Genomic DNA, 22,336 nt, shown 5'->3' with positions numbered 1-22,336 from the left:
TGAGCAACGAACAGGACGAAGCATGACCATGACCCCCGAGCAGGCAGCCTGGTTCCAGGGCACCTTCGCGCGCCTTGTCGACAACGTCGACCAGGCCCTCATGGGCAAGCGGGAGGTCGTCGGGCTCGTGCTGTCGGCGATGCTCGCCGAGGGTCACGTGCTGCTCGAGGATGCCCCGGGAACGGGAAAGACGAGCCTCGCGAAGGCGCTCGCCGCGACCGTGCAGGGCACGAGCAGCCGCATCCAATTCACGCCCGACCTGCTCCCCTCCGATGTGACCGGCGTCACGATCTATGACCAGGCCAACCACCGGTTCGAGTTCCATCGCGGTCCGGTGTTCGCCTCGATCGTGCTCGCCGACGAGATCAACCGCGCTTCGCCGAAGACGCAGTCGGCGCTGCTGGAGGTCATGGAGGAGTCCCGCGTGACCGTGGACGGCGTGACCCACGAGGTGGGTCGTCCGTTCCTCGTCATCGCGACGCAGAACCCGATCGAGCAGGCGGGCACCTACAAGCTGCCCGAGGCGCAGCTCGACCGGTTCCTCGTGAAGACCTCGATCGGGTACCCCGACCTCGCGGTGGCCGAGCGGATCCTCGCCGGCGCCGCCGATCGCAACCCGTCCGCTCACCTGCCGGCGATCATCACCACCGGCGCCGTCGCCGACATGGCCGACCTCGCCGCGACCGTGCACGTCGACCCCGCGGTCCTCCGTTACACCGCTCAGCTGGCCGAGGCGACCCGCGAAGACCCGGCGACCCGACTGGGCGTCTCGGTGCGTGGCTCGCTCGCCATGATCCGCCTCGCCAAGGTCTTCGCCGCTGCGCAGGGCCGGCACTTCGTGCTGCCCGACGACGTCAAGGCGCTCGCCGGGCCCGCCTGGACCCACCGTCTCGTGCTCGACCCGGAGGCGGAGTTCGCCGGCACCTCGGCCGAGACCGTCCTCGCCCGCGTGCTGGAGTCGGTCGCCGCGCCGCAGGCCAGGTCCGCCGCCTGATGGCAGCGAACGCACTCGGAACGACCCCCACCGCGGATGACCGCCGCGCGTGGCTCGGTGAGCTCGCGCTGAGCGGGCTGCGCCGGCTGCGCGTCGCGCTCACCGTGGTGCGCCCGGTCGCCTGGGTGCTGATCGTCGCGGCCGTCGCGCTCTGGATCTTCGGCAGCGCCCTGGGCTGGTGGGAGCTGACCGTCGCGGCGGTCGTCGTGACGACCGTGCTCGGTCTGTGCCTGCTCTTCCTCATCGGCCGCACCGCCTACGACGTGGCGCTCGATCTGAACCGCACGCGTGTCGTGGTCGGCGAGCGAGCGGTCGGGGCACTCACGCTCTCGAACACCGGCAACCGGGCGATCCTGCCTTCCCGGGTGGTGCTCCCTGTCGGATCCGGCCGCGGCGTCTTCGACATCCATCGCCTTCCTCCTGGCGAATCCGCCGAGGAGCTGTTCGCGATTCCGACCTCCCGCCGCGCCGTCATCAAGGTGGGCCCGGTCAGCGTCGTGCGCGGCGATCCCCTCGGACTGTTCGAGCGCGTCCACCGCCGGGATGAGCCGGTCGATCTGTTCGTGCACCCGCGCACCGTGCTGTTCGACGGGCAGTCCCTCGGCTTCCTGCGCGACCTCGAGGGGCTCCCGGCCACCGACCTCTCCCGCGACGACGTGTCGTTCCACGCGCTGCGGGAGTACCAGCCGGGCGACGACCTGCGCCACGTGCACTGGAAGTCGACCGCGCGCGCCGGCAACCTCATGGTCCGCCAGTACGAGGAGACCCGCCGTTCGCACTTCGTGATCGGCCTGTCCACGAGTCCGGCCGACTACCGCGACGACGACGAGTTCGAGCTGGCCATCTCGGCCGCCGGATCACTGGGCCTGCGGGCACTGCGGGACTCGCAGCGCGTCGAGGTGCGCGTGCAGGAGCGCACGCTGCCGGCGGGGACCGGCAAGCAGTTCCTCGACGCCCTGTCCGGGCTCAACCACTCCCGGCCGCGTGCGGGAAGGATCGTCGAACTCGCCGGTGCTGTGGCAGCGTCGATGCCGCTCGCGAGCGTCGTCGTGCTGCTGTGCGGCAGCCGCGTCGAGGCGAACGACCTGCGCACGGCGTGCAGCAGGCTGCCGTTCGGAGCGCGGACGCTCGTCGTCGTCGCCGACGGGGGCGCCGCACCGTCGTTGCGCCGGATCGGCGACGCCGACGTCGTCACGGTCGGCGCGCTGGACCAGCTCGCCGGCGCGCTGCGGAAGGTGCTGGCATGACCGCGCCCGCCCACACCTCCAGCGCCGCGAGCGGCGCACCCGCGCCCACCCGCCGCTCCCGCACGCGGGCCCGCAACAGCGCTCCGCACACACCGCCGCCCGCCGTGCCGCCCGCCGCGGCCGCCTCCACGTCGTTCTCTCTCCCGCTGCGCCGCTGGGTGCTCGACCTCGCTGCGGTCTCGCTGCTGCTGGCGATCCCGGTGGCCGGCTTCCAGCCCACTTTCGATGGGCCCAGCTACCTCCTCGCCGCCTTCGGCGGCCTGCTGCTGGGGGGCGCCCTGGCCGTGCTCGGCGCCTTCCTGCGGTGGGGCATCCTGCTCCTGTCGGCCGCCACGATCGCGACCTACCTGCTCTTCGGCGGAGTGCTCGCCCTGCCGCACACCACGGTCGCCGGGTTCATTCCGACCGTCGACACGCTGGGACTGCTGGCGGCGGGCACCGTCGAGGCCTGGAAGAAGCTGCTGACGACCGTGGCCCCGGTCGCACCCGGCGACGGGCACCTCATCGTGCCGTTCCTGCTCACACTCGTCGCGGCCGTGCTGACCACGTCGCTGGCCCTGCGGCTGCGGCACGCCGCCTGGGCGCTGCTGCCCGCGGCGGCGCTCCTGGCGATCGAGATCGCGCTGGGAACGTCGCAGCCGTTCGCCCCGGTGGTCCAGGGCGTCGCCTTCGGCGTGGTCGCGGTCCTCTGGCTGGCGGTCCGTCAGGCGTGGCTGCCGCAGGCTGCTGCCGTCTCCGTCGGCGAAGGCTCCGGATCGACCCGCTCCGCGGCGATCCGCCGGCTCCTCCTGGGCGGCGCGATCCTCGCGGTCGCCGCGATCGCGGGCATCGCCACGAGCGGTGCCGCGGCACCGAGCGGACCGCGCTACGTGCTGCGCGATGTCGTCATCCCGCCGTTCGACATCCGCGAGTTCCCCAGCCCGCTGCAGTCGTTCCGCGCGTACGTCCGCGACTACCCCGACGAGTCGCTCTTCACCGTCACGGGACTGCCCGAGGGCGCGCGCGTGCGCTTGGCGACGATGGATGCCTACAACGGCACCGTCTACAACGTCTCGGACGAGGGCGCCGGGTCCTCGAGCGCGTTCACGCCCATCCGCACCAACATGTCCACCGATGCCGAGGGCACGCCGGCGACGATGCACGTCGAGATCGGCGCCTTCGACGCGGTCTGGATGCCCGATGCCGGCGCGGTGCGCAGCGTCACGTTCGAAGGAGACCGTGCCGACGATCTGCGTCGCACCGCGCACTACAACGACGCCACGTACACCGGCGTCGTCACGGCGGGCCTGCGCGAAGGGGACGCGTACACGCTGCAGAGCGTGATCCCCGACGTGCCGAGCGACGAGTCGCTGGCCGACGTGCCGTTCGCGCCATTGGCGCTTCCGGATCAGGAAGGCGTGCCCGAGGACTTCGCCGACATCGCCGCCAAGGCGGTCGCCGAGGCGACGACCCCCATCGAGCAGGTGCGGGCGCTGGAGTCGATGCTGTCCGAGGGCGGGTTCTTCAGTCACGGCCTGGAAGGGCAGCCGCTCTCGCGCGCCGGACACGGCGCCGAGCGCATCTCCACGATGCTCGGCGCCGAGCAGATGGTGGGCGACGACGAGCAGTACGCCACCGCGATGGCGCTGCTCGCACGTGAGCTCGGCATCCCGGCGCGCGTCGTCATGGGCTTCTACCCCGACGAGGAGCAGGCCGATCAGCCGATGTTCACCGCGAACGGCGAGACCCTGCACGCGTGGGTCGAGGTCGCCTTCGACGGCGTCGGCTGGGTGCCCTTCGACCCCACGCCGCCCGAAGACCAGGTCCCGAGCGACCAGACGACGAAGCCCAAGGCCGACCCGAAGCCGCAGGTGCTGCAGCCGCCGCCCCCGCCGCAGGAGCCGGTCGACCTGCCGCCGACGACCACCGACGACCGCGGCTCCGACGACGACGAGGGCTTCGACGCCACCCTGCTGTGGACCATCGTCGCGATCGGCCTCGGCACTCTCGGCATCCTCTTCGTGCTGCTCGCCCCGTTCATCGTCATCGGCGCGCTGAAGGCGACGCGGCGCCGCAAGCGGAGAGAGGCCGAGCGCGCCACCGATCGCATCAGCGGCGGGTGGGACGAGCTGGTGGACCGCGCGTCCGACTACGGTGCGCCCGTGCGTCCCGGTGCGACGCGTCGCGAGGACGCCGGCATCCTCAGCGCGGCGTTCGCGGAGCCGAAGGTGACGACGCTCGCCTCACGCGCCGACCTCGAGGTGTTCGGGCCGTCCGAGCCCAGCCCGGACGACGTGGATGAGTTCTGGAAGCAGGTCGACGAGATCGTCGGCGGCATGGGTCGCGGGCGCTCCGTGTGGCGGCGCCTCCAGGCGCGGCTGAGCCTGCGCTCCCTCCTCGCCGGCACCCGCTTCGCCCTTCCGCCCCGCACCCTGCGCCCCCCGGCGCCCGAAGGCGCGCAGAAGCGCCGCCGCGGCGCGAGGAAGAGCCGACCCGACGGCTCCGCGTCCGAACCCCAGGAGACCGAATGACCGCATCCCCGCTTCCCGCCGTCTCGCCGGCCTCCCTCGGGCGCCGTGTCGGCGCCTACGTGATCGACACCGCCATCGCCACGGCGATCGCGCTGGTGCTCGTGGGCCTGTACGTCGCGGTGCTCTGGGGACGCGTCCTCGCGCGCGATTCCTCCGGCGTTCTCGTCTGGGCGATGCTGGGATGGCTGCTCGTCGCGCTCGGGATGCTGGGGTGGTGGCTGGCGTACTCGGCGATGCAGGGAGGCCGGGGTTCGATCGGCCAGCGCGCCCTCGGTCTGCGCCTGCAGGACGCCGACTCGGGAGAGCCCATCGGCTTCTGGCGTGCGGTGCTGCGCAACCTCGTCTTCAACCTGGCGGCCTCGGTCGTGGTCGGGTACTTCACACCGCTGTTCGACGCGAGCGTGAAGCGCCAGGGCTGGCACGACATGGCGGCGCGCACCGCCGTCGTCGATGTACGGGGAACGGATGCCACGCCCGCCCCCGCGGGATCGCCGCGAGGTGGCATGGCACCGGTCTACCCCGGCTGGCCGGCACCGGCGGCACCTGCTGGATACGGTCCCGCCGGCGCGCCCCCCGCGGCACCGCCGATGCACCCCTACGGCGCCGCGACGGCGCAGCGCGCCCCGATCCCTGCGCCGGCCTACGACGCTCCGGCACGCCCCTCGGCCTACGCCGCTCCCGCGCGCCCGGCCTACACGGCCGCGCCGGCGCCTGCGTACACGCCACCGCCCTCGGCTCCCGCTCACTTCGCGCCGCAGCCGACTCCGCCCGCTGCCGCACACCCCGTGCCGCACCCGGCTGACGCTCCTGCGGTCGCGCTCGCTTCTGCGCCGATCGCCGCTGCCACGCCGGCTGCGCCGTCCGCTCCCGCTCCTGAACCCGAGCTGCTCTCGGTGCCCGCGCCCGCGCCGGTTGCGCCGCCCGCGCCCGCTCGTGCCGCTGAGCCCTCGCTGGTCGGGGCGCCGGCGCCCGCGCCAGCTTCCGCCGTCCCCGCGTCGATCGCTTCTCGGCCTGCCGCGACGGGGACGCTGCCGTACCCGCCCGCGGATCTCACCGAGCCGCTCGAGGCCGCCGCGGCGCACCGGTCGGCGACAGCCCCGACCGCGCCCACCACGACCGTGACGGCGAACGACCAGCCGGCCGCGGCTCCCCAGGCGTCGGCGCCGACCGTCGCCATCCCCGTCGTGCCGGCGACCGCTCCTGTGGGCGCCGCGGCTCACGCGTCCGCGGGCATCCCGCTCTTCCCGGGCGCGGTGGCGACGCCGGTCGCCGTCGACGTCGACGACACCCGGGCAGCATCCGTCCCGTTCCCCGCGGAGCGGGCCGACCGCCCGCTCGCCGTGCTCACGTGGGACGACGGCACGCGCATGGCCGCGTACGGCCGCACGCTCTACGGGCGCAATCCCGCGGCCGAGCCCGGCGCCGCGGTGGTCGCGGTGCGCGACGAGACGCTCTCGCTGTCGAAGACGCACTTCGAGATCGGCGCGGACGACAACGGCCCCTGGGTGCGCGACCGGCACTCCACCAACGGCACGGTGCTCCTGCGCGACGGAGGGCGCTTCCCCCTCGTTCCGGGCCTTCCCACCACGGTGCGAGCGGGCGACCGCCTGGAGTTCGGCGACCGCAGCGCCACCCTGGGCGCCGTGTGATGCACGCGCCGATCATCGCGCGGTCCGGCGCGGCGACCGATCCGGGCCTGCGCCGCCGCATCAACGAAGACGCGTTCCTCGCCGAGGCGCCGCTGTACCTCGTGGCCGACGGCATGGGCGGGCATCACGCCGGCGAGATCGCGAGCGCGACGGTGATCGAGGAGTTCGCGGTGTTCGCGGGGCGTCCCAGCCTCACCATCGACGACGTCCACGCCGCGATCGCCCGCGCCCGCCGTCGCGTCGACGCGCTGTCGACGGGCGCCGGCGCGGGAGCGGGAACGACGCTCGCCGGCGTCGTGATCGCCGATGTCGACGGCGAGGGGTACTGGCTCGCGGTCAACCTCGGCGACTCGCGCACGTACCGCCTCAGCGAAGGACACTTCGAGCAGGTCAGCGTCGACCACTCCGTCGTGCAGGAGCTCGTCGACAGCGGCGAGCTCAGCCTCGACGCCGCCCACCGCGACACGCGACGCAACGTCATCACCCGGGCGATCGGCGCCGGCAGCGACGGCGAGCCCGATTACTGGCTCCTGCCCGCCGAGGAGGGCGATCGGGTGCTCGTGTGCTCCGACGGCCTGTCCAGCGAGCTGCGTCACGACGAGCTGCACGCGATCCTGGTCGGCGAGTCCGACCCTCAGGCTGCGGCCACCAGACTGGTGCACGAGGCGATGGTGCGAGGCGGACGCGATAACATCACGGCGCTGGTGATCGACGCCCTCGCGGTCCGCACGCGTGCCAACCGGTCCGGGGAGCGCGATACGGTACCAGCGGTCGCACCTGTCGACGAGGTCGACGGCGACACGCTGCCCCGCGCAGCCGCCGTAGGAGGAAAGTGATGCCGACGCTGTACTCGCCGGGAACGACGCCCGTCGTCGTGACGGCGCATGGCGTCGTGGTGCTCGAGCCGGGCACGTCGCCCGCTCTGGCATCCCGCATCCGTGACCTCGTCGCCGAAGGACGCGGGCTCGGCGGCGTCATCGAGGCGCTCACCGGCGCGTACGGTGCGTCCCTGACCGCGATCCCGGCCTTCGCCGTGGCGCTCGCCGAAGGCTCCGCGGTGCGCGTCGCCGTGCGCGGCGGCCACGCGCTCGCCGTCGAGGCACCACGCGCCGAGCGGATCTCGGGCGAGGGCGTCACCACATGGACCGAGCGCGTGATCGACGCCGTCACACGGGTCACCCTCACGGGGACGGATGGCGCGGCGACGGTGGAACCGGAGCTCCCGGTCGCCGACGGCGTCGTGCTCGCCGACCGCGTCGTGTGGGAGCCCGGCGCAGGTGCCGCCACGTCGGATGCCGCCGCCGATCCGGCATCGAGCCGACCCTCGGTGGCTGTGCCGTCTGCTTCCGCTGCGGCGTCGTCGCCCGCGACCGCGGAATCGGGCGGTGCTGCCGCCACCGCCGTGCCGGCGAACGCACCGAGCCCCGCGGCGGCCGCCGAAGAGGCATCCGTCGACGAGACGATCGCATCCTCTCGCCGATCGCGCCCGGCCCAGCCTGCGCCGGCCACGCCGGCGGCGCAGCCGACGCCGGCGGCGCCGCCGACGCCGGCCGGCGGACTCATCGACTCCTCCGCCGTGCTCAGCGTCGCCGGGGCCGACACGCTGCTTCCCGGCGACTCCACGTTCATCCCGCGCGCCGAGCAGCCGCCGGCGCCCGACACGCCCGTCGTCGATCCGCTCGGGGCCACGCTCGTGCGGTCCGGCACTCCGTCCGGCGCGGCGCCGGCGCACGGCGACCACGACGGTGAGACGGTGTCGCTGGCGGAGGCGCGGGCGATACGCACCGGAGATCCTCTGACCTCGTCCATGCCGCCGCTGGCACCGCCGCGTCCCCGTGCGCCCGGGCGCATCCGGGTCTCGACCGGCCAGGTGGTGGCACTGGACCGCACGGTCGTGATCGGCCGGCGGCCCCGGTCGACACGTGTCTCGGGGACGGACCTCCCGCACCTCATCGCCGTCGACAGCCCGCAGCAGGACATCTCGCGCAGCCACGTCGAGCTGCGCGTCGAGGGCGACAGCATCGTCGCGACCGACCTGCGGACGACCAACGGCACGACGCTGCGGCGAAGCGGTGCGGACCCCGTCCGGCTGCACCCCGGTGAGGGAACCGTCGTCGTGCCCGGCGACGTGCTGGACCTCGGCGACGGCATCACCGTCGCGATCGAGGAGCTGGTGTGAGCCGACGCGCGCCGATGACACCGCCCGATCTGCCGGGCTTCACGTATCTCGACCTGCTCGGCTCCGGCGGGTTCGCCGACGTCTACCTCTACGAGCAGCAGCTGCCCAAGCGCCGTGTGGCCGTGAAGGTGCTGCTCACCGACCGCATCTCGAGCGGATCCGTCGAGGAGTTCACCGCCGAGGCGAACGTCATGGCGATGCTGTCGACGCACCCGGCGATCGTCACCATCTATCAGGCGGGAGTCGCCCACGACGGGCGCCCGTACCTGGTGATGGAGTACTGCCCCAAGCCCAACCTGCAGGTGCGCTACCGGCGGGAGCCCTTCCCGGTGGCGGAGTCGCTGCGCGTCGGAGTGCAGGTCGCCGCCGCGGTCGAGACCGCGCACCGAGCCGGCGTGCTGCACCGCGACATCAAGCCGGCCAACATCCTCGTCACCGAGTACAACCGCCCGGCTCTCACCGACTTCGGCATCGCCTCCACCACGAGTGCCGCCGCCGAGTCTGCGGGCCTGTCGATCCCCTGGTCGCCGCCGGAGTCGTTCGCCGACGTGCCGCGCAGCGATCCGCGTTCGGACGTGTACGCCCTCGGCGCGACGGTGTACACCCTGCTCGCCGGGCGGTCGCCCTTCGAGCTGCCCGGCCAGCGCAACACCGCGGCCGAGCTGATCCAGCGGATCGAGACGATGCCGCTCCCGGCGCTCGGGCGAGCGGATGCGCCGCTGTCGCTGCAGCGAGTGCTCGAGCGCGCCATGGCCAAGGCCTCCGCCGACCGCTACGAGAGCGCCATCGGGTTCGCGCGCGCCCTGCAGAAGGTGCAGATCGAGCTGTCCCACGGGGTCACCGCCATCGACATCCTCGACGACCACGTGCCCGAGGACGTGGTGGAAGACGAGGACGACGGCCTCACGCGGGTGCGCGGGGTCGTCAGCATCGATCCCGAGACGAACCCGGCCGCCGGTCTCACGCGTCCGTCGGCCACCACCGCGCCCAGCACCGCCGCATTCGCACCCCGCTTCGAGAGCCAGGCGCCGGCCGAGACGGTGCTGCGCGCCCCGACGGCGTCGGCCACGGCACCCCTGGATGCCACCGTCCGGCGCGACACCGACGTGCCGGCCTACGACGAGACGGTGGTCCGATCCGGAGCGGCTTCGCCCGCGCCCGCCCCGAGCGCGGGCTATCCCACGCCGGCTCCCAGCCTGGCCGCGCCCGGCCCGGTGGGACCGCCGGTCACGGCTCCGGCCTTCGAGGCGCCGGCTTCCCCGCAACCCGCCGACGCGCCGGCCGCCCCCCGTCGCCGCGTCGGCCTGTGGGTGGGGATCGCGGCGACCATCGTCGTGCTCGCCGCCATCATCGTGGGGGTGTCGCTCCCCGGCATCCTGTCGGGAGAGCGCGACGAGGCATCCCCGTCGGACGGGCCGGTCGACCCGCAGGACCCGGTCTCGGCGGTCGTTCCGAAGCCGGAGGACCTCACGGGAGCCGTCGTGCCGGAAGGGGTCCGGTTCACGTGGACCAACCCGGAGCCGCTCGACGGAGACCACTACATCGTGGGCGCGGTCACCCGTCCCGACGAGGAGCCGCAGCTGACCTCGATCGAAGACACGCAGTACGTGCTGCCGCCCGATCCCTCGGGCACGACGTGCGTCGAGGTGACGCTCGTCCGCGGGAACGGCAGGCAGTCAGAGCCGGTGACGGGGTGCACACCATGACGATGCGCGCGACGGACGAGCTGACGGTGGAGTTCGCCGGGGAGCTGTTCCCGGTGGCGCCCACCGGCGTCTTCACGGTAGGCCGTGAGGGCGATCTCGCGATCGACGACAACCTCTTCCTGCACCGGAACTTCCTGACCATTCAGAACGTCGAGGGGCTCTGGCTGCTGTCGAACGTCGGCAGCCGGCTGAGCGCGACGGTCACGGACTCGGGTGGGCGCGTCCAGGCCTGGCTCGCTCCGGGCGCGCGGCTGCCGCTCGTCTTCGCGTCGACATCGGTGATCTTCAGCGCCGGACCGACCACCTACGAGCTCACCATCCACGCGTCCGAGCCGGCATTCCGCGAGACGCAGCGCGAGCCCGACGACGACGGCCTGAGCACGATCGGCGACGTGCCGCTCACGCACAGCCAGCGCGTGATGATCCTCGCGCTCGCCGAGCCCGTGCTGCGCCGCGAGGGCACGGGCATGAGCGAGCTGCCCACGTCCGCGCAGGCGGCCGAGCGGATCGGCTGGACGCTCACGCGCTTCAACCGCAAGCTCGACAACGTGTGCGACAAGCTCGACCGCATCGGCGTGCCGGGCCTGCGCGGCGGCGTCCGCTCCTACGCGACCAACCGCCGGGTGCGTCTGGTCGAGCACGCGATCGCCGCCCGCCTGGTCACGCGCGAAGACCTTCCCCTGCTCGACCAGGAGCTGCACTCGAACGGTTCCGGCTCGAACGAGGACTGACCCGCAGCGGCGTCAGCGGCCGGCGTCGTAGAGGTGACGGCCGCCGTGGCCGACGACCTTGATGATGACGCCGCGGCGGCGCAGCTCGGCCACCGTGCGGGTCTCCTCGTCGATGTCGCGACCGAGCGCATGCACGTTCGCCACGACGAGCACATCACCGCGGCGCAGCGTGCCGAACAGGCGCACCAGCCGCTCCTCCCACGACTCGAGCGTCTCGGGAGCCGGATGCCGGAAACCCTCGATCGGCACTCCGAAGCGCGTCAGCGCTGCCCGCTGCTCCACGACCGAGGGCATGTCGTCGCGGGCGATCACGAGCCCCACGAGACGAGACCCGGCCGGCCGCGCTCGCCACCAGTTGCGGTCGGCCTGCAGCTCGGTGAAGCACTTCGGGCAGTCGGCCGCGGCATGCGGCAGGTGAAGAGGGCTGGTGTCCGCCGCCGGCCCCGCCGGTTCCGACGTGCGCGAGATCGCGGCATCCGTCATCGCCGATCCGGCATCCTGCATGACGTCGCTCATGTGAGCCGCCCCTTCGCTGTCCTCGTGTCCCCTGTTCCTATTCTCTCCCGGCGAGGCGACACGCACAGCGTCAGTCGTCGTCGCGTATCCGCAGCTCGAGACTCAGCTGGTCGGCGTCCAGTTCCGCGAGGGCGTGGCGCAGCGCCGGCGTGCTGTATCCGCCGCCCGATGTCAGCTCGTTGAGCCGCGCCCGCATGGCCTCGATCATCGCCAGCCGCAGCTCCAGCACATCGCGGGCGAGCGACGTCGACTCATCGTCGGGCGGGTCGATCAGGCGCGAGCCCATCCGCTGCACGAGCTCCTCCGGGAACGCCGAGCCGTCGCGCCGCCGGATCGCGTCGCCCGAGAGAGCGGATGCCGCAGCCGCGCGCAGCTCGTCGTCCAGAGCCGACTGCTCGGCGCGGTCGAGGGCGTCGCTGTCGGCGGTCTCGATGCGCAGCATCCGCACCAGCCAGGGAAGCGTGAAGCCCTGCAGCATGAGGCTGCCGACGGCGACCGCGAAGGCGATGAAGACCAGCAGCGCGCGATCGTCCGTGGTCTCGTCCGACAGCGTCTGCGCGGCCGCGAGGGTGACGACGCCGCGCATGCCTGCCCACACGATGATCGCGCCGTGCTTCCATCCCAGCGGAGACGCCTGGTAGTAGTCGAGGTCCCCCAGGGCGCGCGCGACCCGTCCGCGCATCGCCGCGAGCCGGCGCTGCACGCGCGGGTCGTGCACCGAGGGCTCGGGCAGGCCCGGTCGGGAAGGGGAAGCGACGCGCCCGGCCGCGACATCGTCGATGCGCTCGCCGATCGCCTCGAGCCGGCGTCGGCGCCTGGAGCGGGCACGTCTGCTCTGGGCCCACACAAGCAGCGACACGTACGCGGCGCGGACGGCGATGATGATGGCGAGGGCGCCGAGGGCGATGCCCAGTCCCGTGCCCAGGCCGTTGTGCTCGGCGATGTTCCGCCGCACGATCTCGTCGAGCTCGAGACCCATGAGGAGGAACACGGCCCCTTCGAGGACGAGTTCCACCGTGCGCCAGTTGTGCTCGTCCGAGCGGCGCTGCTCCGGCGTGAACCATCGAGCGGACCCCTGACCTGTCACGATGCCGGCCACGACGGCGGCCACGAGCCCCGAGCCGCCCAGCTCCTCGGTGGGCAGGTACGCCACGAAAGGAACGACGAAGCCGACGGCGGTGTTGGCCGCCGAATGGCCGATGAGCGCGCGCAGCCGCAGGTTGAGGTATCCGACGATGCCGCCGACGGCGACCGCCACCAGCACTCCCCAGACGAAGGCGGGAACGAAACCCACGCCGATGTCGGTGTCGGCGTCGGCGCCGGTGCTCGCCACCGCGGCGGCGGCGACCATCGTCCGCAGCAGCACCAGCGCGGTGGCGTCGTTGAGGAGGCTTTCGCCTTCGAGCATGGTCACGACGCGTCGCGAGACGCCGAGCCGTTTGACGATCCCCGTGGCGACGGCATCCGTCGGGCTGAGGATCGCACCCAGCGCGACCGCGATGGCCGGATGGATGCCGGGGATCACGGCCATGAAGAACGCGCCGAGTGCGATCGAGCTGATGAGCACCAGCACGACCGCCAGCCCCGCGATGGGGCCGAAGTCGCGCCGGAACTCGATCGCCGGCAGCGCGACCGCCGCCGAGTACAGCAGCGGCGGCAGGACGCCGACGAGGATCCACTCCGGGTCGATCTCGGGGATCGACACGAACGGCAGGAGGCTGATCCCCGCTCCGATCAGGACGAGAACGAGGGGTCCCGCGATGCCGAGGCGCGGCGCGATCGCCGTCGCGAGGGAGATCACGATGATCGCGCCGATGGCGAGGATCAGCGCCTCCATGCGGTTACCGCACCACTCCCAGCTCGCGGACGGCGTCGCGCTCCGCGATGAGCTCGGCGACCGAGGCGTCCAGCCGCCGGCGCCCACGGTCGTCGAGCTCGAGACCCTCGACGACGCGGTAGCCCGTGCCGTCCGAGGTCACAGGGAACGAGCACACCAGCCCCTCCGGAACCCCGTACTCGCCGCGCGAGACGACCGCCGCCGAGGTCCACCCGTTCGGAGTGCCGTGGTGCTCGTCGCGCACGTGCTCGATCGCGGCGTTCGCCGCGGACGCGACCGACGACGACCCGCGCACCTGGATGATCTCCGCGCCGCGCTGAGCGACGCGGGGGATGAACACGTCGTCGAGCCATGCGATCGCCTGCTCGTGACCGCCGAGGCGGAGCGCGAGGGCCGCGAGCAGCGGCGTGCGCTCGCCCGGCGCGTCCGGACGCGTCAACGTCGCGTGCGTCACGTCGGGGAACTGCGTCGCGGAGTGGTTGCCCCAGATCGTCACGTCGGTGATCGACCCGGGACCGACCGCGAGCGCCTCTGCCAGCTGGCCGACCGCACGATTGTGGTCGAGCCGGGTGAGGGCGCTGAAGCGGTCGGCGGGCACGTCCGGAGCGGCGGATGCTGCGGCGATGAGCGCGTTCGTGTTCGCGGGGTTGCCCACCACGACGACGCGGACGTCCTCGGCCGCGGATGCCCCGATCGCCGCGCCCTGCGGGCCGAAGATGCCCGCGTTCGCCGCCAGCAGGTCGGCGCGTTCCATGCCCGGTCCGCGCGGTCTCGCGCCGACGAGCAGCGCGATGTCGCAGCCGTCGAACGCGACGCGGGGATCGTCGCTCAGCTCGACCGCGTCCAGCAGCGGGAAGGCGCAGTCCTGCAGTTCGAGCGCGGCTCCTTCGGCGGCGCGCATGCCCTGCGGGATCTCCAGCAGCCGGAGCCTCACCGGCCGGTCGGGGCCCAGCATGTCGCCCGCCGCGATGCGGAACAGCAGGGCGTAGCCGATCTGTCCGCCGGCTCCGGTGATCGTGACCGTCGTGGGTGCGGTGACCATGTGCCGAGCCTATTCCTGCGCGGCGCGCGGCGGTCGTCCCGTGGGTCGGGCTGTGCGGGAGGAGATCGCGCCGGCGGAGGCGACGCCGCTGACACGCGTCCGCCGGGTGCCATCCCCTCGTGCGCCGGTGTCAGCCCAGGTCGCCGGCGACGATCTCGTCGACCCGCAGGTCGGCGAGCCGCGCGGGGTCGGCCAGCACGTCGAGCGCGGTGATCCGCCCCTCCTCGAGCGTGAACGCCATGATCGAGACGACCCTGCCGTGGAGCACAGCCGCCACACCGGGGCGACCTCCGATGCGCACGGCGGTCGAGTGGGCGGCCAGCCGGGCCGACAGCACGGCCTGCTCGGCGATCGCCCGGGCGCCCTCGATGACCTGCGTGGAGGTGCCGAAGTCGGCACGCAGCACGGCGCCGTCGTCGAGAAGGCTCAGAAGTGCGCCGAAGTCCCCCTCGCGCGCGGCGCGCAGCCACGCGTCCACCACCTCTCGGGTGCGCGCCGGCGACGGCCGCTCAGGAGCGGATGCCCCGCGCACGCGTCGACGAGCTCGCGACGCCAGCTGCCGGGCGGCATCCGGCGTGCGCTCGAGGACGGTCGCGATCTCCTCGAACGGCCGCCCGAAGACGTCGTGCAGCACGAAAGCGAGGCGCTCGGCCGGGCTGAGGAGCTCCAGCACGACCAGCAGGGCCACGCTGATGTCGTCGTTGCGCGCGGCGGCGTCGGCCGGATCGGCGTCCACGGCGGCCGGCTCGTCGCGCCACGGCTGGACCTGCCACGAGTCCTCGCGCGTGCGGCGCGGCGCCTTCAGCATGTCCAGGCTCACGCGCGAGACGACGGTCGTCAGCCACGCGTCGAGGTTCTCGATGGGCTGCAGGTCGGTGCGCTCGAGCCGCAGCCAGGCCTCCTGCACCGCATCCTCGGCATCCGCGGCCGAGCCGAGCAGCCGGGTCGCGATGGCGGTGAGCCGTGGACGCTCGGTCTCGAAGCGCCTCGCGAGAATTCGTCGATCCGTCATGTCACATCTCCCCGTGCTCGGTCGTCGTGATGTCGACGAGGCAGCGTCCTCGGATGTGACATGAGAGGAAGACAACCATGACTGCACCGATTCTCGTAACCGGCGGCACCGGCAACATCGGTCGCCGTGTCGTCCCCCTGCTGCGCGCAGCGGGGCGTGACGTGCGAATCCTGACCCGGCACCCGCGGGCAGACATGCCCGGCATCCAGCACGTCGAAGGCGACACGGTCGCCGGTCGCGGGCTCACGGCGGCGCTCGACGGGGTGGAGGTGGTGCTCCACCTCGCCGGCGGCGCGAAGGGAGACGACATCGCCGCCGGCAATCTCGCGGCCGCGGCCCGGGCCGGCGGCATCCGTCACCTGCTGCTCATCTCGGTGATCGGCGCCGACCGGATGCCGATCGGCTACTTCCGTGCGAAGGCCGAGGCCGAGCGCGCGATCATGGAATCGGGCGTGCCGTGGACGGTGCTGCGCGCCGCGCAGCTGCACGACTTCGTGTTCCCGGTGGTGAAGGCCATGGCGGCGCTCCCGCTGACCCCGGCGCCCCGCGGTCTGCGCTTCGAGCCGGTGGACGGCGACGAGGTCGCCGCGCGGCTGGCGGAGTTGACCCTCGGGAGTCCGGCCGGGCGCGTCCGCGACCTCGCCGGGCCCGACGTGCTCGACATCCGCGACCTCGTCGCCGCGTTCAACGAGCCGCGGGGCCGGCGTCGCCGCACGATGCCGTTTCCCCTCACCGGCGCGGTGGGCCGCGCCTACGCCGCGGGTGACAACCTCGCCGGCGGGGACGCGCAGCGCGGCACGCGGGCCTGGGCCGAGTACCTGGCCGGTCGTGCGGCGGTCCCGGCCGCGGCGCGGTAGCCGGCGCACCGGTGCCCCGGCTGAACGCGACTGGTCCGCGTGCTGAACGCGAGCGGTCGGGGGATCGACGGGTCAGTGTCCGCTGGGATGCCTGTCGAAGCGGCAGGGCCGCGGCCGACCGGGGTACCGTGAGGCCATGACGTTCAATGAGAACGCCAACGTCGGGGGGAACCGCGCCCGACGTCGAGGAGCGGGAGCCGCGGTCGCCGGCGGCGGCATCGCCGGCATCGGCGCGATCGCGGTGCTGCTGTTCCAGCTGTTCACCGGCACCGACGTCTCGGGTCTCCTTCCCGGTGTGCCGCAGGGCGCCGCGGGCGGCGAGTCCGAGATCGAGCAGTGCGAGACCGGCGCTGACGCGAACGCCCGTGACGACTGCCGGCTCGCAGCGGGGAGCCTGGTGCTGGACGAGTACTGGTCGCAGCAGATCGAAGGATACCGTGCGCCCCAGCTGATCGTCGTCGACGGCCAGACCCCGTCCCAGTGCGGCACAGCCTCGAACCAGACGGGCCCGTTCTACTGCCCGCCCGAAGAGACGGTGTACGTCGACCCCACCTTCTTCGCGCTCATGCGGGAGCGCTTCGAGGCGACCGCCGGCGAACTCGCGCAGCTCTACGTCCTCGCCCACGAGTACGGGCATCACGTGCAGAACATCACCGGCATCATGCAGGAGCACCCCGACAACGGGACAGGCCCCGACAGCAACGGCGTGCGCACCGAGCTGCAGGCCGACTGCTTCGCCGGCGCGTGGGTCGGGGAGATGACCAAGCAGGTCGACGACAACGGCGTGCCGTACCTGGATGCGCCGACCCCCCAGCAGATCGCCGACGCGATCAACGCGGCTCAGACCGTCGGCGACGACCACATCCAGCGGGAGGCGGGCGGGTTCGTCAACCCCGAGACGTGGACGCACGGCTCGAGCGAGCAGCGTCAGCGGTGGTTCGAGACGGGATATCGCGACGGCCTGGGCGCATGCGACACCTTCGCCGTGGCCGGGGAGGACCTGTGAACGAGCGACTCGACGAAATCCTGTACCCGCCGATCGAGCCGTACGAGAGCGGCGAGCTGCTCGTCGGCGACGGCAACCGCGTGTACTGGGAGCAGAGCGGCAACCCCGACGGCAAGCCGGTCGTGTTCCTGCACGGCGGCCCCGGCGGCGGAACCGCGCCCTGGCACCGCCGGTTCTTCGACCCCGAGCGGTACCGCATCGTGCTGTTCGACCAGCGCGGATGCGGACGGTCCACGCCGCACGCCGGCGAGCCCGACGCCGACCTGCGCCACAACACCACGTGGCACCTGGTGGCCGACATGGAGCTGCTGCGCAAGAACCTCGGCATCCAGCGCTGGCAGGTCTTCGGCGGCTCCTGGGGAAGCGCGCTCGCCCTCGCCTACGCGCAGTCGCACCCGGAGGCGGTGTCCGAGCTCGTCCTGCGCGGCATCTTCACGCTGCGCCGCCACGAGCTCGAGTGGTTCTACGAAGGCGGGGCGTCGGCGATCCTTCCCGACGAGTGGGAGGACTTCATCGCCAACATCCCGGTGCTCGAGCGCTCGAGGATGATCGAGGCGTACCACCGCCGCCTGTGCGATCCCGACCCCGCCGTGCACGAGCCCGCCGCGATCGCGTGGTCGCGCTGGGAGGCGTCCGCGCTGACGCTCCTCCCCGACGACGACCTCGTCCGCGCCATGACCGAGCCGCGCGCCGCGGTGGCGTTCGCGCGCATCGAGAACCACTACTTCATGCACTGCGGATGGTTCGAGGAGGGCCAGCTCATCGCCGGCGTCGATGCGATCCGCGGCATCCCGGCGGTCATCGTGCAGGGCCGCTACGACGTCTGCACGCCCCCCATGACCGCGTGGGATCTTCACCGCGCGTGGCCGGAGGCGGAGCTCCACATGATCCCGGATGCCTCGCACGCGGCATCCGAGCCGGGCATCGCGGCCGCCCTCCGCGCCGCGACCGACCGCTTCGCGGCATCCGCGTCCGTGCCTGGCGCGGATGCCGCGGACCGACCCGCCGCACCGGATGCCGACGGCGCCTTCGGCCCGGACGGCGACCCCGACCCGGGCGGCGTCATCCCGATCGCTGCGGCGGACCCCGAGGGCGCCCTCGCCGCCGAGCCCGCGTAGCTCCCGCCGCCCCGATGAGGTGACGCCCGGCGGTGTGGAGGTTCGGACTGCTAGGGTGGAATCACTTGCAGCGCTCCGATGCGCTTCTCGCGTCGTAGAACGCTTCCCCCGCCGCCGCCTCGTGCGATGCCGGTGATGACTTTCGTACGGCGACCCGAGGGCGAGATCCGCCCCGGCCACCGACAGGGCACCGTCGTGCCCGGAGAATCCTCAATGACCGAAACCACCTTCGGCGCGCTCAGCGTGCCGCAGCCCCTCGTCGACGCGCTCGCCGCCGACGGCAAGACCACCGCGTTCCCGATCCAGGTCGACACGCTCCCCGACACCCTCGCAGGCCGCGACGTGCTGGGCCGCGGCAAGACCGGCTCGGGCAAGACGCTCGCGTTCTCGATCCCGATGGTCGCGCGCCTGGGCACCACGCTCGCCGGCGGCGCCCGGCGCAAGGGCCGCCCCGTCGGCCTCGTCCTCGCGCCGACCCGTGAGCTCGCCACCCAGATCGATGCGACGCTCGCGCCGCTCGCCAAGGCGTACGGCCTCACCACCACCACGATCTTCGGCGGCGTGAACCAGAACCGCCAGGTGCAGGCCCTCAACGCCGGCGTCGACATCGTCGTCGCCTGCCCCGGCCGCCTCGAAGACCTGATGAAGCAGGGATACATCCACCTCGATGCCGTCGAGATCACCGTCATCGACGAGGCCGACCACATGGCCGACCTCGGCTTCCTGCCGGGCGTCACGCGCATCCTCGCGGCGACCCCGGCCGACGGTCAGCGCCTGCTCTTCAGCGCGACCCTCGACAACGGGGTCGACAAGCTCGTCAAGCGCTTCCTGCAGAACGAGGTGCTGCACTCCGTCGACGAGGCCCACTCGCCTGTCGCCGCGATGACGCACCACATCTTCACGCTCGCCGACACCGACTCGAAGAAGGACGTCGTCCGGACGCTCGCCTCGGGCATGGGCCGCCGCATCCTCTTCATGCGCACCAAGCACCACGCCAAGAAGCTGGCCAAGCAGCTGACGAGCGAAGGCATCCCGGCGGTGGACCTCCACGGCAACCTGTCGCAGCCGCAGCGCGACCGCAACCTCGCCGCGTTCTCCTCCGGTGAGGCGAAGGTGCTCGTCGCCACCGATGTCGCGGCCCGCGGTGTGCACGTCGACGACGTCGAGCTCGTCATCCACGTCGACCCGCCGACCGAGCACAAGGCGTACCTGCACCGCTCCGGTCGCACCGCTCGCGCCGGTGCCGAGGGTGCCGTCGTCACGCTGGTTCTGCCCGGACAGGAGAAGGACGTCGCGCAGATGCTGCGCAAGGCCGCCATCTCGGCCGCGCCGATCGCGGTGACGGCGAAGTCCGAGGCCGTCGCCGACCTGGTCGGCGAGGTCGCACCGTACGTCAAGCCCGTGCCCGTGCAGAAGCCGGCGCAGGGCGGCGGCACGAGCCAGGGCGCGAACGCGCAGCGCAAGCGCGCCGCCCGCGGCGCGCAGGGTCGCCAGGGGGATGCCACGGCGCCGGCCCGCTCGCAGCAGCGCGGCGAAGCCCGCGCCCAGGGCACCGGCCGCGGACAGGGTGCCGGCGGTCGCGGCCGTGATGCGGCGGCGCACACGTCGCACCAGCGGCACGACCAGAGCGCCGGTCACACGCGCTCGGCGCAGCCGGCCGCGGGCAACCCCCGCACGCCCGGCCGTCGCGCCGGCACGAGCGGCACCGGCAAGCTGACGGTCGGCTCGGTCGTCCGCCCGAACCGTCGCGGGGGTCGCTGACCGGCATCCGCCCCTCGAGTCCGCCCGCCGGGAGGGGATCGCACCGCGGAGGTCACTCCGGCGGGGTGCGGTCCCTCCCGCGGTGCGGTCCCCTCTCGGAGCGTCGAACGACGCCGGGGCCCGAACCTCGCCGGCAGCCCGCCCTAGGCGCGGAACGCCTTCACCAGTGCGGGTGCGAACCGGGCGAGACTCCCGTCGATGCGCAGGCGCGTGAAGCCTTCGCTCACCGCGGCGCCGGTACGGGAGGTCACGAACCAGGGCGGCTTGGGGAGCACCGAGAAGGCGCGGCCGCGCGATGCCCGGAGGGCACGCAGGTCCAGTGAGCGGGGGAAGGGCCGGAACGGCCCGCGCGTGACCGACCGCTCGACGCGGTCCAGCAGCAGCGCGTTGTGGACCACGCCGATGCCGCTCTGCACATCGTCCGGCGTCGCCCCGGGAAACCCGCCCCAGGCGAGAGTCGGCGTGAGGAATCCGAATGCGGTCCACGAGTTGATCGAGAGCGTGCCGTAGCGCAGCCGCTCGATCGCCTGCTCGAAGCCGGCGCCGAGCGCCGCCTGCGTCACCGGGTCGACGAGAAGGTTGGCCCCGAGCGTGCCGGCGAGCTCCTGGTTCGCGTGATCGATTGCGCGGTCGAGGAACTCCTGACCCATCCCGGGAAGCGAGACCACCCCCAGCACCGGAGCGAAGTACTCCGTCAGCTGCAGCGCCTCGGCGTCGGCGGCATCCTTCACCTCGACGATCGCGCGGGTGCGGTCGGCGAACCACGACGCGTCGGGATAGCCGGATGCCGCGGCCTCGAGCTTCGCGGCACCCCCGGGGTACCAGACCGACCGGCGGGGAGCCGTCTCGTACGCGGCGCGGAGCTCTCGCAGGAACGCCTCCCGCTGCGGCCAGTCGGCGCTGACGATCACCACCTGCCCGGCGATGCAGTTGTGCCCGGAGTTGTAGAGGCGCATCGTGACGATGTGCTCGGCCTGGTATCTCAGATCGGCCGCGCTCCAGGCGCCGGGCACCACGATGATCGGGGAGACGCCCCCGAGCTCCGCCGTGATCGGCGTGGTCAGCAGCGGGCGGTTCTCGCGCTTGCGCCGGGCGGCGTCGGGACCGCTGCCCCACACGATCGCGTCGAACGTGGTCGCCGCTCCGGTGATGTGCACGTGCGTGATCCCGGGGTGCGTCGTGAGGTGGGCGCCGACCTCGCCGCCACCGCGGACGATGCGAAGGAACCCGGGCTCGATGAGCGGCGCGAACGCCCGCTCGAACACCGGCACGAGGTCGTCGTGGGTCGGGTTGACCTTGAGCAGTGCCACGCGATTGTGCGCCAGCAGCTCGTACAGCACGTCGAGCACCGGGATCGCCGTCACGTTGCCCGCGCCGAGCACCAGTCCGACGCCGCCCGGGCGCGTCGGGTCGAGCTGCCCGAGCCCCGCCGAACGGCGCAGCTCCTCCACGTCGGCGCCGGGCTCGAACCACACCTCGCCGGTGTAGCCCGAGAGGATCACCCGGTCGACCGGGCTCGTCGGGAACACGTGGGCGCGCACCCGGCCGCCGGGCGCGGCATGCGATCTCACGCGATCCAGGGGGCTGCGGCCCGCGGCGAGCGAGCGGAGCGTCGAGCGGTACGCATCCAGCGCGACGACGGCGGCGTACGGACCCGACAGCCATTCCTCGCCTCGAAGCGGATGCCCCGGCTCGAGGCCCTTCGAGCTCGCGGCCACGTCGGCCCACTCTCCCGCCGTCGCGGCCGTTGCGGCGCGGACACGGTCGAACAGCCGGGCGCGCTGGTCGAGGCTGAGGTGGCGCCACACCTCGGCACCGCGATGCAGGTCCGCGACCGCGGCGTCGAGCGATGCCACCAGAGCGTCCGGCAGTGCGGCATCCGACGCGCGGGCCGCGGCGGGGGTGTCGGCTGTTCTCGGCACGTGCTCTCCTTCGCGCGGGAGGCCAGTCTACGAACCCGCGCCCACGGCTCCTGCCTCGGCCGGCGCATCGACGGACTGCCTCGTCAGCACCAGCCCGGGCAGCGTCGCGAAGCCGCCGGTGCCGAGGGATCCGGTCCCGTAGCGGGCGATCGTGCCGCGACGCGGACGGACCCCGGGATCGGATGCCTCGGCGGCGCGAACATTCGGAGCCTCATCGCCCATCGCGCCAGTGTAGGGCTGGGGCGTTTC

General features: G+C 73.0%; 17 protein-coding genes and 1 pseudogene. 12 read left to right on the top strand and 6 right to left on the bottom strand.

Annotated elements, in window-relative coordinates:
* Positions 1-22 precede the first annotated feature (22 nt).
* The 8 genes from AC5RVZ_RS12140 to AC5RVZ_RS12105 are packed head-to-tail and all read left to right on the top strand — an operon-like array spanning position 23 to position 11,016.
* Positions 23-994: an AAA family ATPase gene (locus tag AC5RVZ_RS12140; protein WP_494066009.1), complete on the top strand. Its 972-nt coding sequence runs from the start codon at positions 23-25 to the stop codon at positions 992-994.
* Positions 994-2,241: a DUF58 domain-containing protein gene (locus tag AC5RVZ_RS12135; protein ID WP_494066008.1), complete on the top strand. Its 1,248-nt coding sequence runs from the start codon at positions 994-996 to the stop codon at positions 2,239-2,241. The genes AC5RVZ_RS12140 and AC5RVZ_RS12135 overlap by 1 nt, the downstream gene beginning before the upstream one ends.
* Positions 2,238-4,751, top strand: a complete 2,514-nt coding sequence (locus AC5RVZ_RS12130) for a transglutaminase-like domain-containing protein (RefSeq protein WP_494066007.1) — start codon at positions 2,238-2,240, stop codon at positions 4,749-4,751. Before AC5RVZ_RS12135 ends, AC5RVZ_RS12130 begins: the two co-directional genes overlap by 4 nt.
* The gene (locus AC5RVZ_RS12125; protein ID WP_494066006.1) at positions 4,748-6,400 is read left to right on the top strand and encodes an RDD family protein; all 1,653 of its coding nucleotides are present in this window, start codon (positions 4,748-4,750) and stop codon (positions 6,398-6,400) included. The genes AC5RVZ_RS12130 and AC5RVZ_RS12125 overlap by 4 nt, the downstream gene beginning before the upstream one ends.
* Complete coding sequence (locus AC5RVZ_RS12120) at positions 6,400-7,236, top strand: PP2C family protein-serine/threonine phosphatase (RefSeq protein WP_494066005.1); 837 nt, start codon at positions 6,400-6,402, stop codon at positions 7,234-7,236. Before AC5RVZ_RS12125 ends, AC5RVZ_RS12120 begins: the two co-directional genes overlap by 1 nt.
* On the top strand, positions 7,236-8,579 hold the full coding sequence (locus AC5RVZ_RS12115) for an FHA domain-containing protein (RefSeq protein WP_494066004.1): 1,344 nt from the start codon (positions 7,236-7,238) through the stop codon (positions 8,577-8,579). The genes AC5RVZ_RS12120 and AC5RVZ_RS12115 overlap by 1 nt, the downstream gene beginning before the upstream one ends.
* Positions 8,576-10,285: a serine/threonine-protein kinase gene (locus AC5RVZ_RS12110; RefSeq protein ID WP_494066003.1), complete on the top strand. Its 1,710-nt coding sequence runs from the start codon at positions 8,576-8,578 to the stop codon at positions 10,283-10,285. The genes AC5RVZ_RS12115 and AC5RVZ_RS12110 overlap by 4 nt, the downstream gene beginning before the upstream one ends.
* Entirely contained in the window at positions 10,282-11,016 is a 735-nt protein-coding gene (locus tag AC5RVZ_RS12105) for a hypothetical protein (protein ID WP_494066002.1), read from the top strand. Before AC5RVZ_RS12110 ends, AC5RVZ_RS12105 begins: the two co-directional genes overlap by 4 nt.
* 12 nt (positions 11,017-11,028) lie before the next feature.
* On the opposite strand, the gene AC5RVZ_RS12100 is transcribed toward AC5RVZ_RS12105, so the two are convergent.
* From AC5RVZ_RS12100 to AC5RVZ_RS12085, 4 genes are all read right to left on the bottom strand, one after another.
* On the bottom strand, positions 11,029-11,499 hold the full coding sequence (locus tag AC5RVZ_RS12100; protein WP_494066278.1) for a recombinase family protein: 471 nt from the start codon (positions 11,497-11,499) through the stop codon (positions 11,029-11,031).
* Positions 11,500-11,602: 103 nt separating this feature from the next.
* Positions 11,603-13,369 carry a cation:proton antiporter gene (locus tag AC5RVZ_RS12095; RefSeq protein ID WP_494066001.1) on the bottom strand — a complete coding sequence of 589 codons (1,767 nt, stop codon included), beginning with the start codon at positions 13,367-13,369 and terminating at the stop codon, positions 11,603-11,605.
* A gap of 4 nt (positions 13,370-13,373) precedes the next feature.
* Positions 13,374-14,411: a malate dehydrogenase gene (locus AC5RVZ_RS12090; protein WP_494066000.1), complete on the bottom strand. Its 1,038-nt coding sequence runs from the start codon at positions 14,409-14,411 to the stop codon at positions 13,374-13,376.
* 130 nt (positions 14,412-14,541) lie between these two features.
* Positions 14,542-15,423 (bottom strand): sigma-70 family RNA polymerase sigma factor, encoded by an 882-nt coding sequence (locus AC5RVZ_RS12085; RefSeq protein ID WP_494065999.1) that lies wholly within the window; start codon positions 15,421-15,423, stop codon positions 14,542-14,544.
* A 77-nt stretch (positions 15,424-15,500) separates the two neighbouring features.
* Here AC5RVZ_RS12085 and AC5RVZ_RS12080 point away from each other — a divergent pair, with 77 nt between their 5' ends.
* The 4 genes and pseudogenes from AC5RVZ_RS12080 (at position 15,501) to AC5RVZ_RS12065 (ending at position 20,165) form a co-directional block, all read left to right on the top strand.
* Positions 15,501-16,280, top strand: a complete 780-nt coding sequence (locus AC5RVZ_RS12080) for an SDR family oxidoreductase (protein WP_494065998.1) — start codon at positions 15,501-15,503, stop codon at positions 16,278-16,280.
* A 136-nt stretch (positions 16,281-16,416) separates the two neighbouring features.
* Positions 16,417-17,286 (top strand): KPN_02809 family neutral zinc metallopeptidase, encoded by an 870-nt coding sequence (gene ypfJ / locus AC5RVZ_RS12075; RefSeq protein ID WP_494065997.1) that lies wholly within the window; start codon positions 16,417-16,419, stop codon positions 17,284-17,286.
* Positions 17,250-18,254 (top strand): annotated as a pseudogene (gene pip / locus AC5RVZ_RS12070) (prolyl aminopeptidase); the annotation flags it as partial. The gene ypfJ and the pseudogene pip, both read left to right, overlap by 37 nt.
* Before the next feature lie 363 nt (positions 18,255-18,617).
* Positions 18,618-20,165, top strand: a complete 1,548-nt coding sequence (locus tag AC5RVZ_RS12065; protein ID WP_494065996.1) for a DEAD/DEAH box helicase — start codon at positions 18,618-18,620, stop codon at positions 20,163-20,165.
* Between the two features lie 143 nt (positions 20,166-20,308).
* On the opposite strand, the gene AC5RVZ_RS12060 is transcribed toward AC5RVZ_RS12065, so the two are convergent.
* On the bottom strand, positions 20,309-22,087 hold the full coding sequence (locus AC5RVZ_RS12060; protein WP_494065995.1) for an aldehyde dehydrogenase family protein: 1,779 nt from the start codon (positions 22,085-22,087) through the stop codon (positions 20,309-20,311).
* A 27-nt stretch (positions 22,088-22,114) separates the two neighbouring features.
* Complete coding sequence (locus AC5RVZ_RS12055; RefSeq protein ID WP_494065994.1) at positions 22,115-22,309, bottom strand: hypothetical protein; 195 nt, start codon at positions 22,307-22,309, stop codon at positions 22,115-22,117.
* Positions 22,310-22,336 lie beyond the last annotated feature (27 nt).

It is taken from the genome of Arthrobacter sp. Cza30, assembly GCF_059090765.1.
Note: the sequence above shows the minus strand (reverse complement) of the source record. Positions and strands in the feature narration are given on the sequence as shown.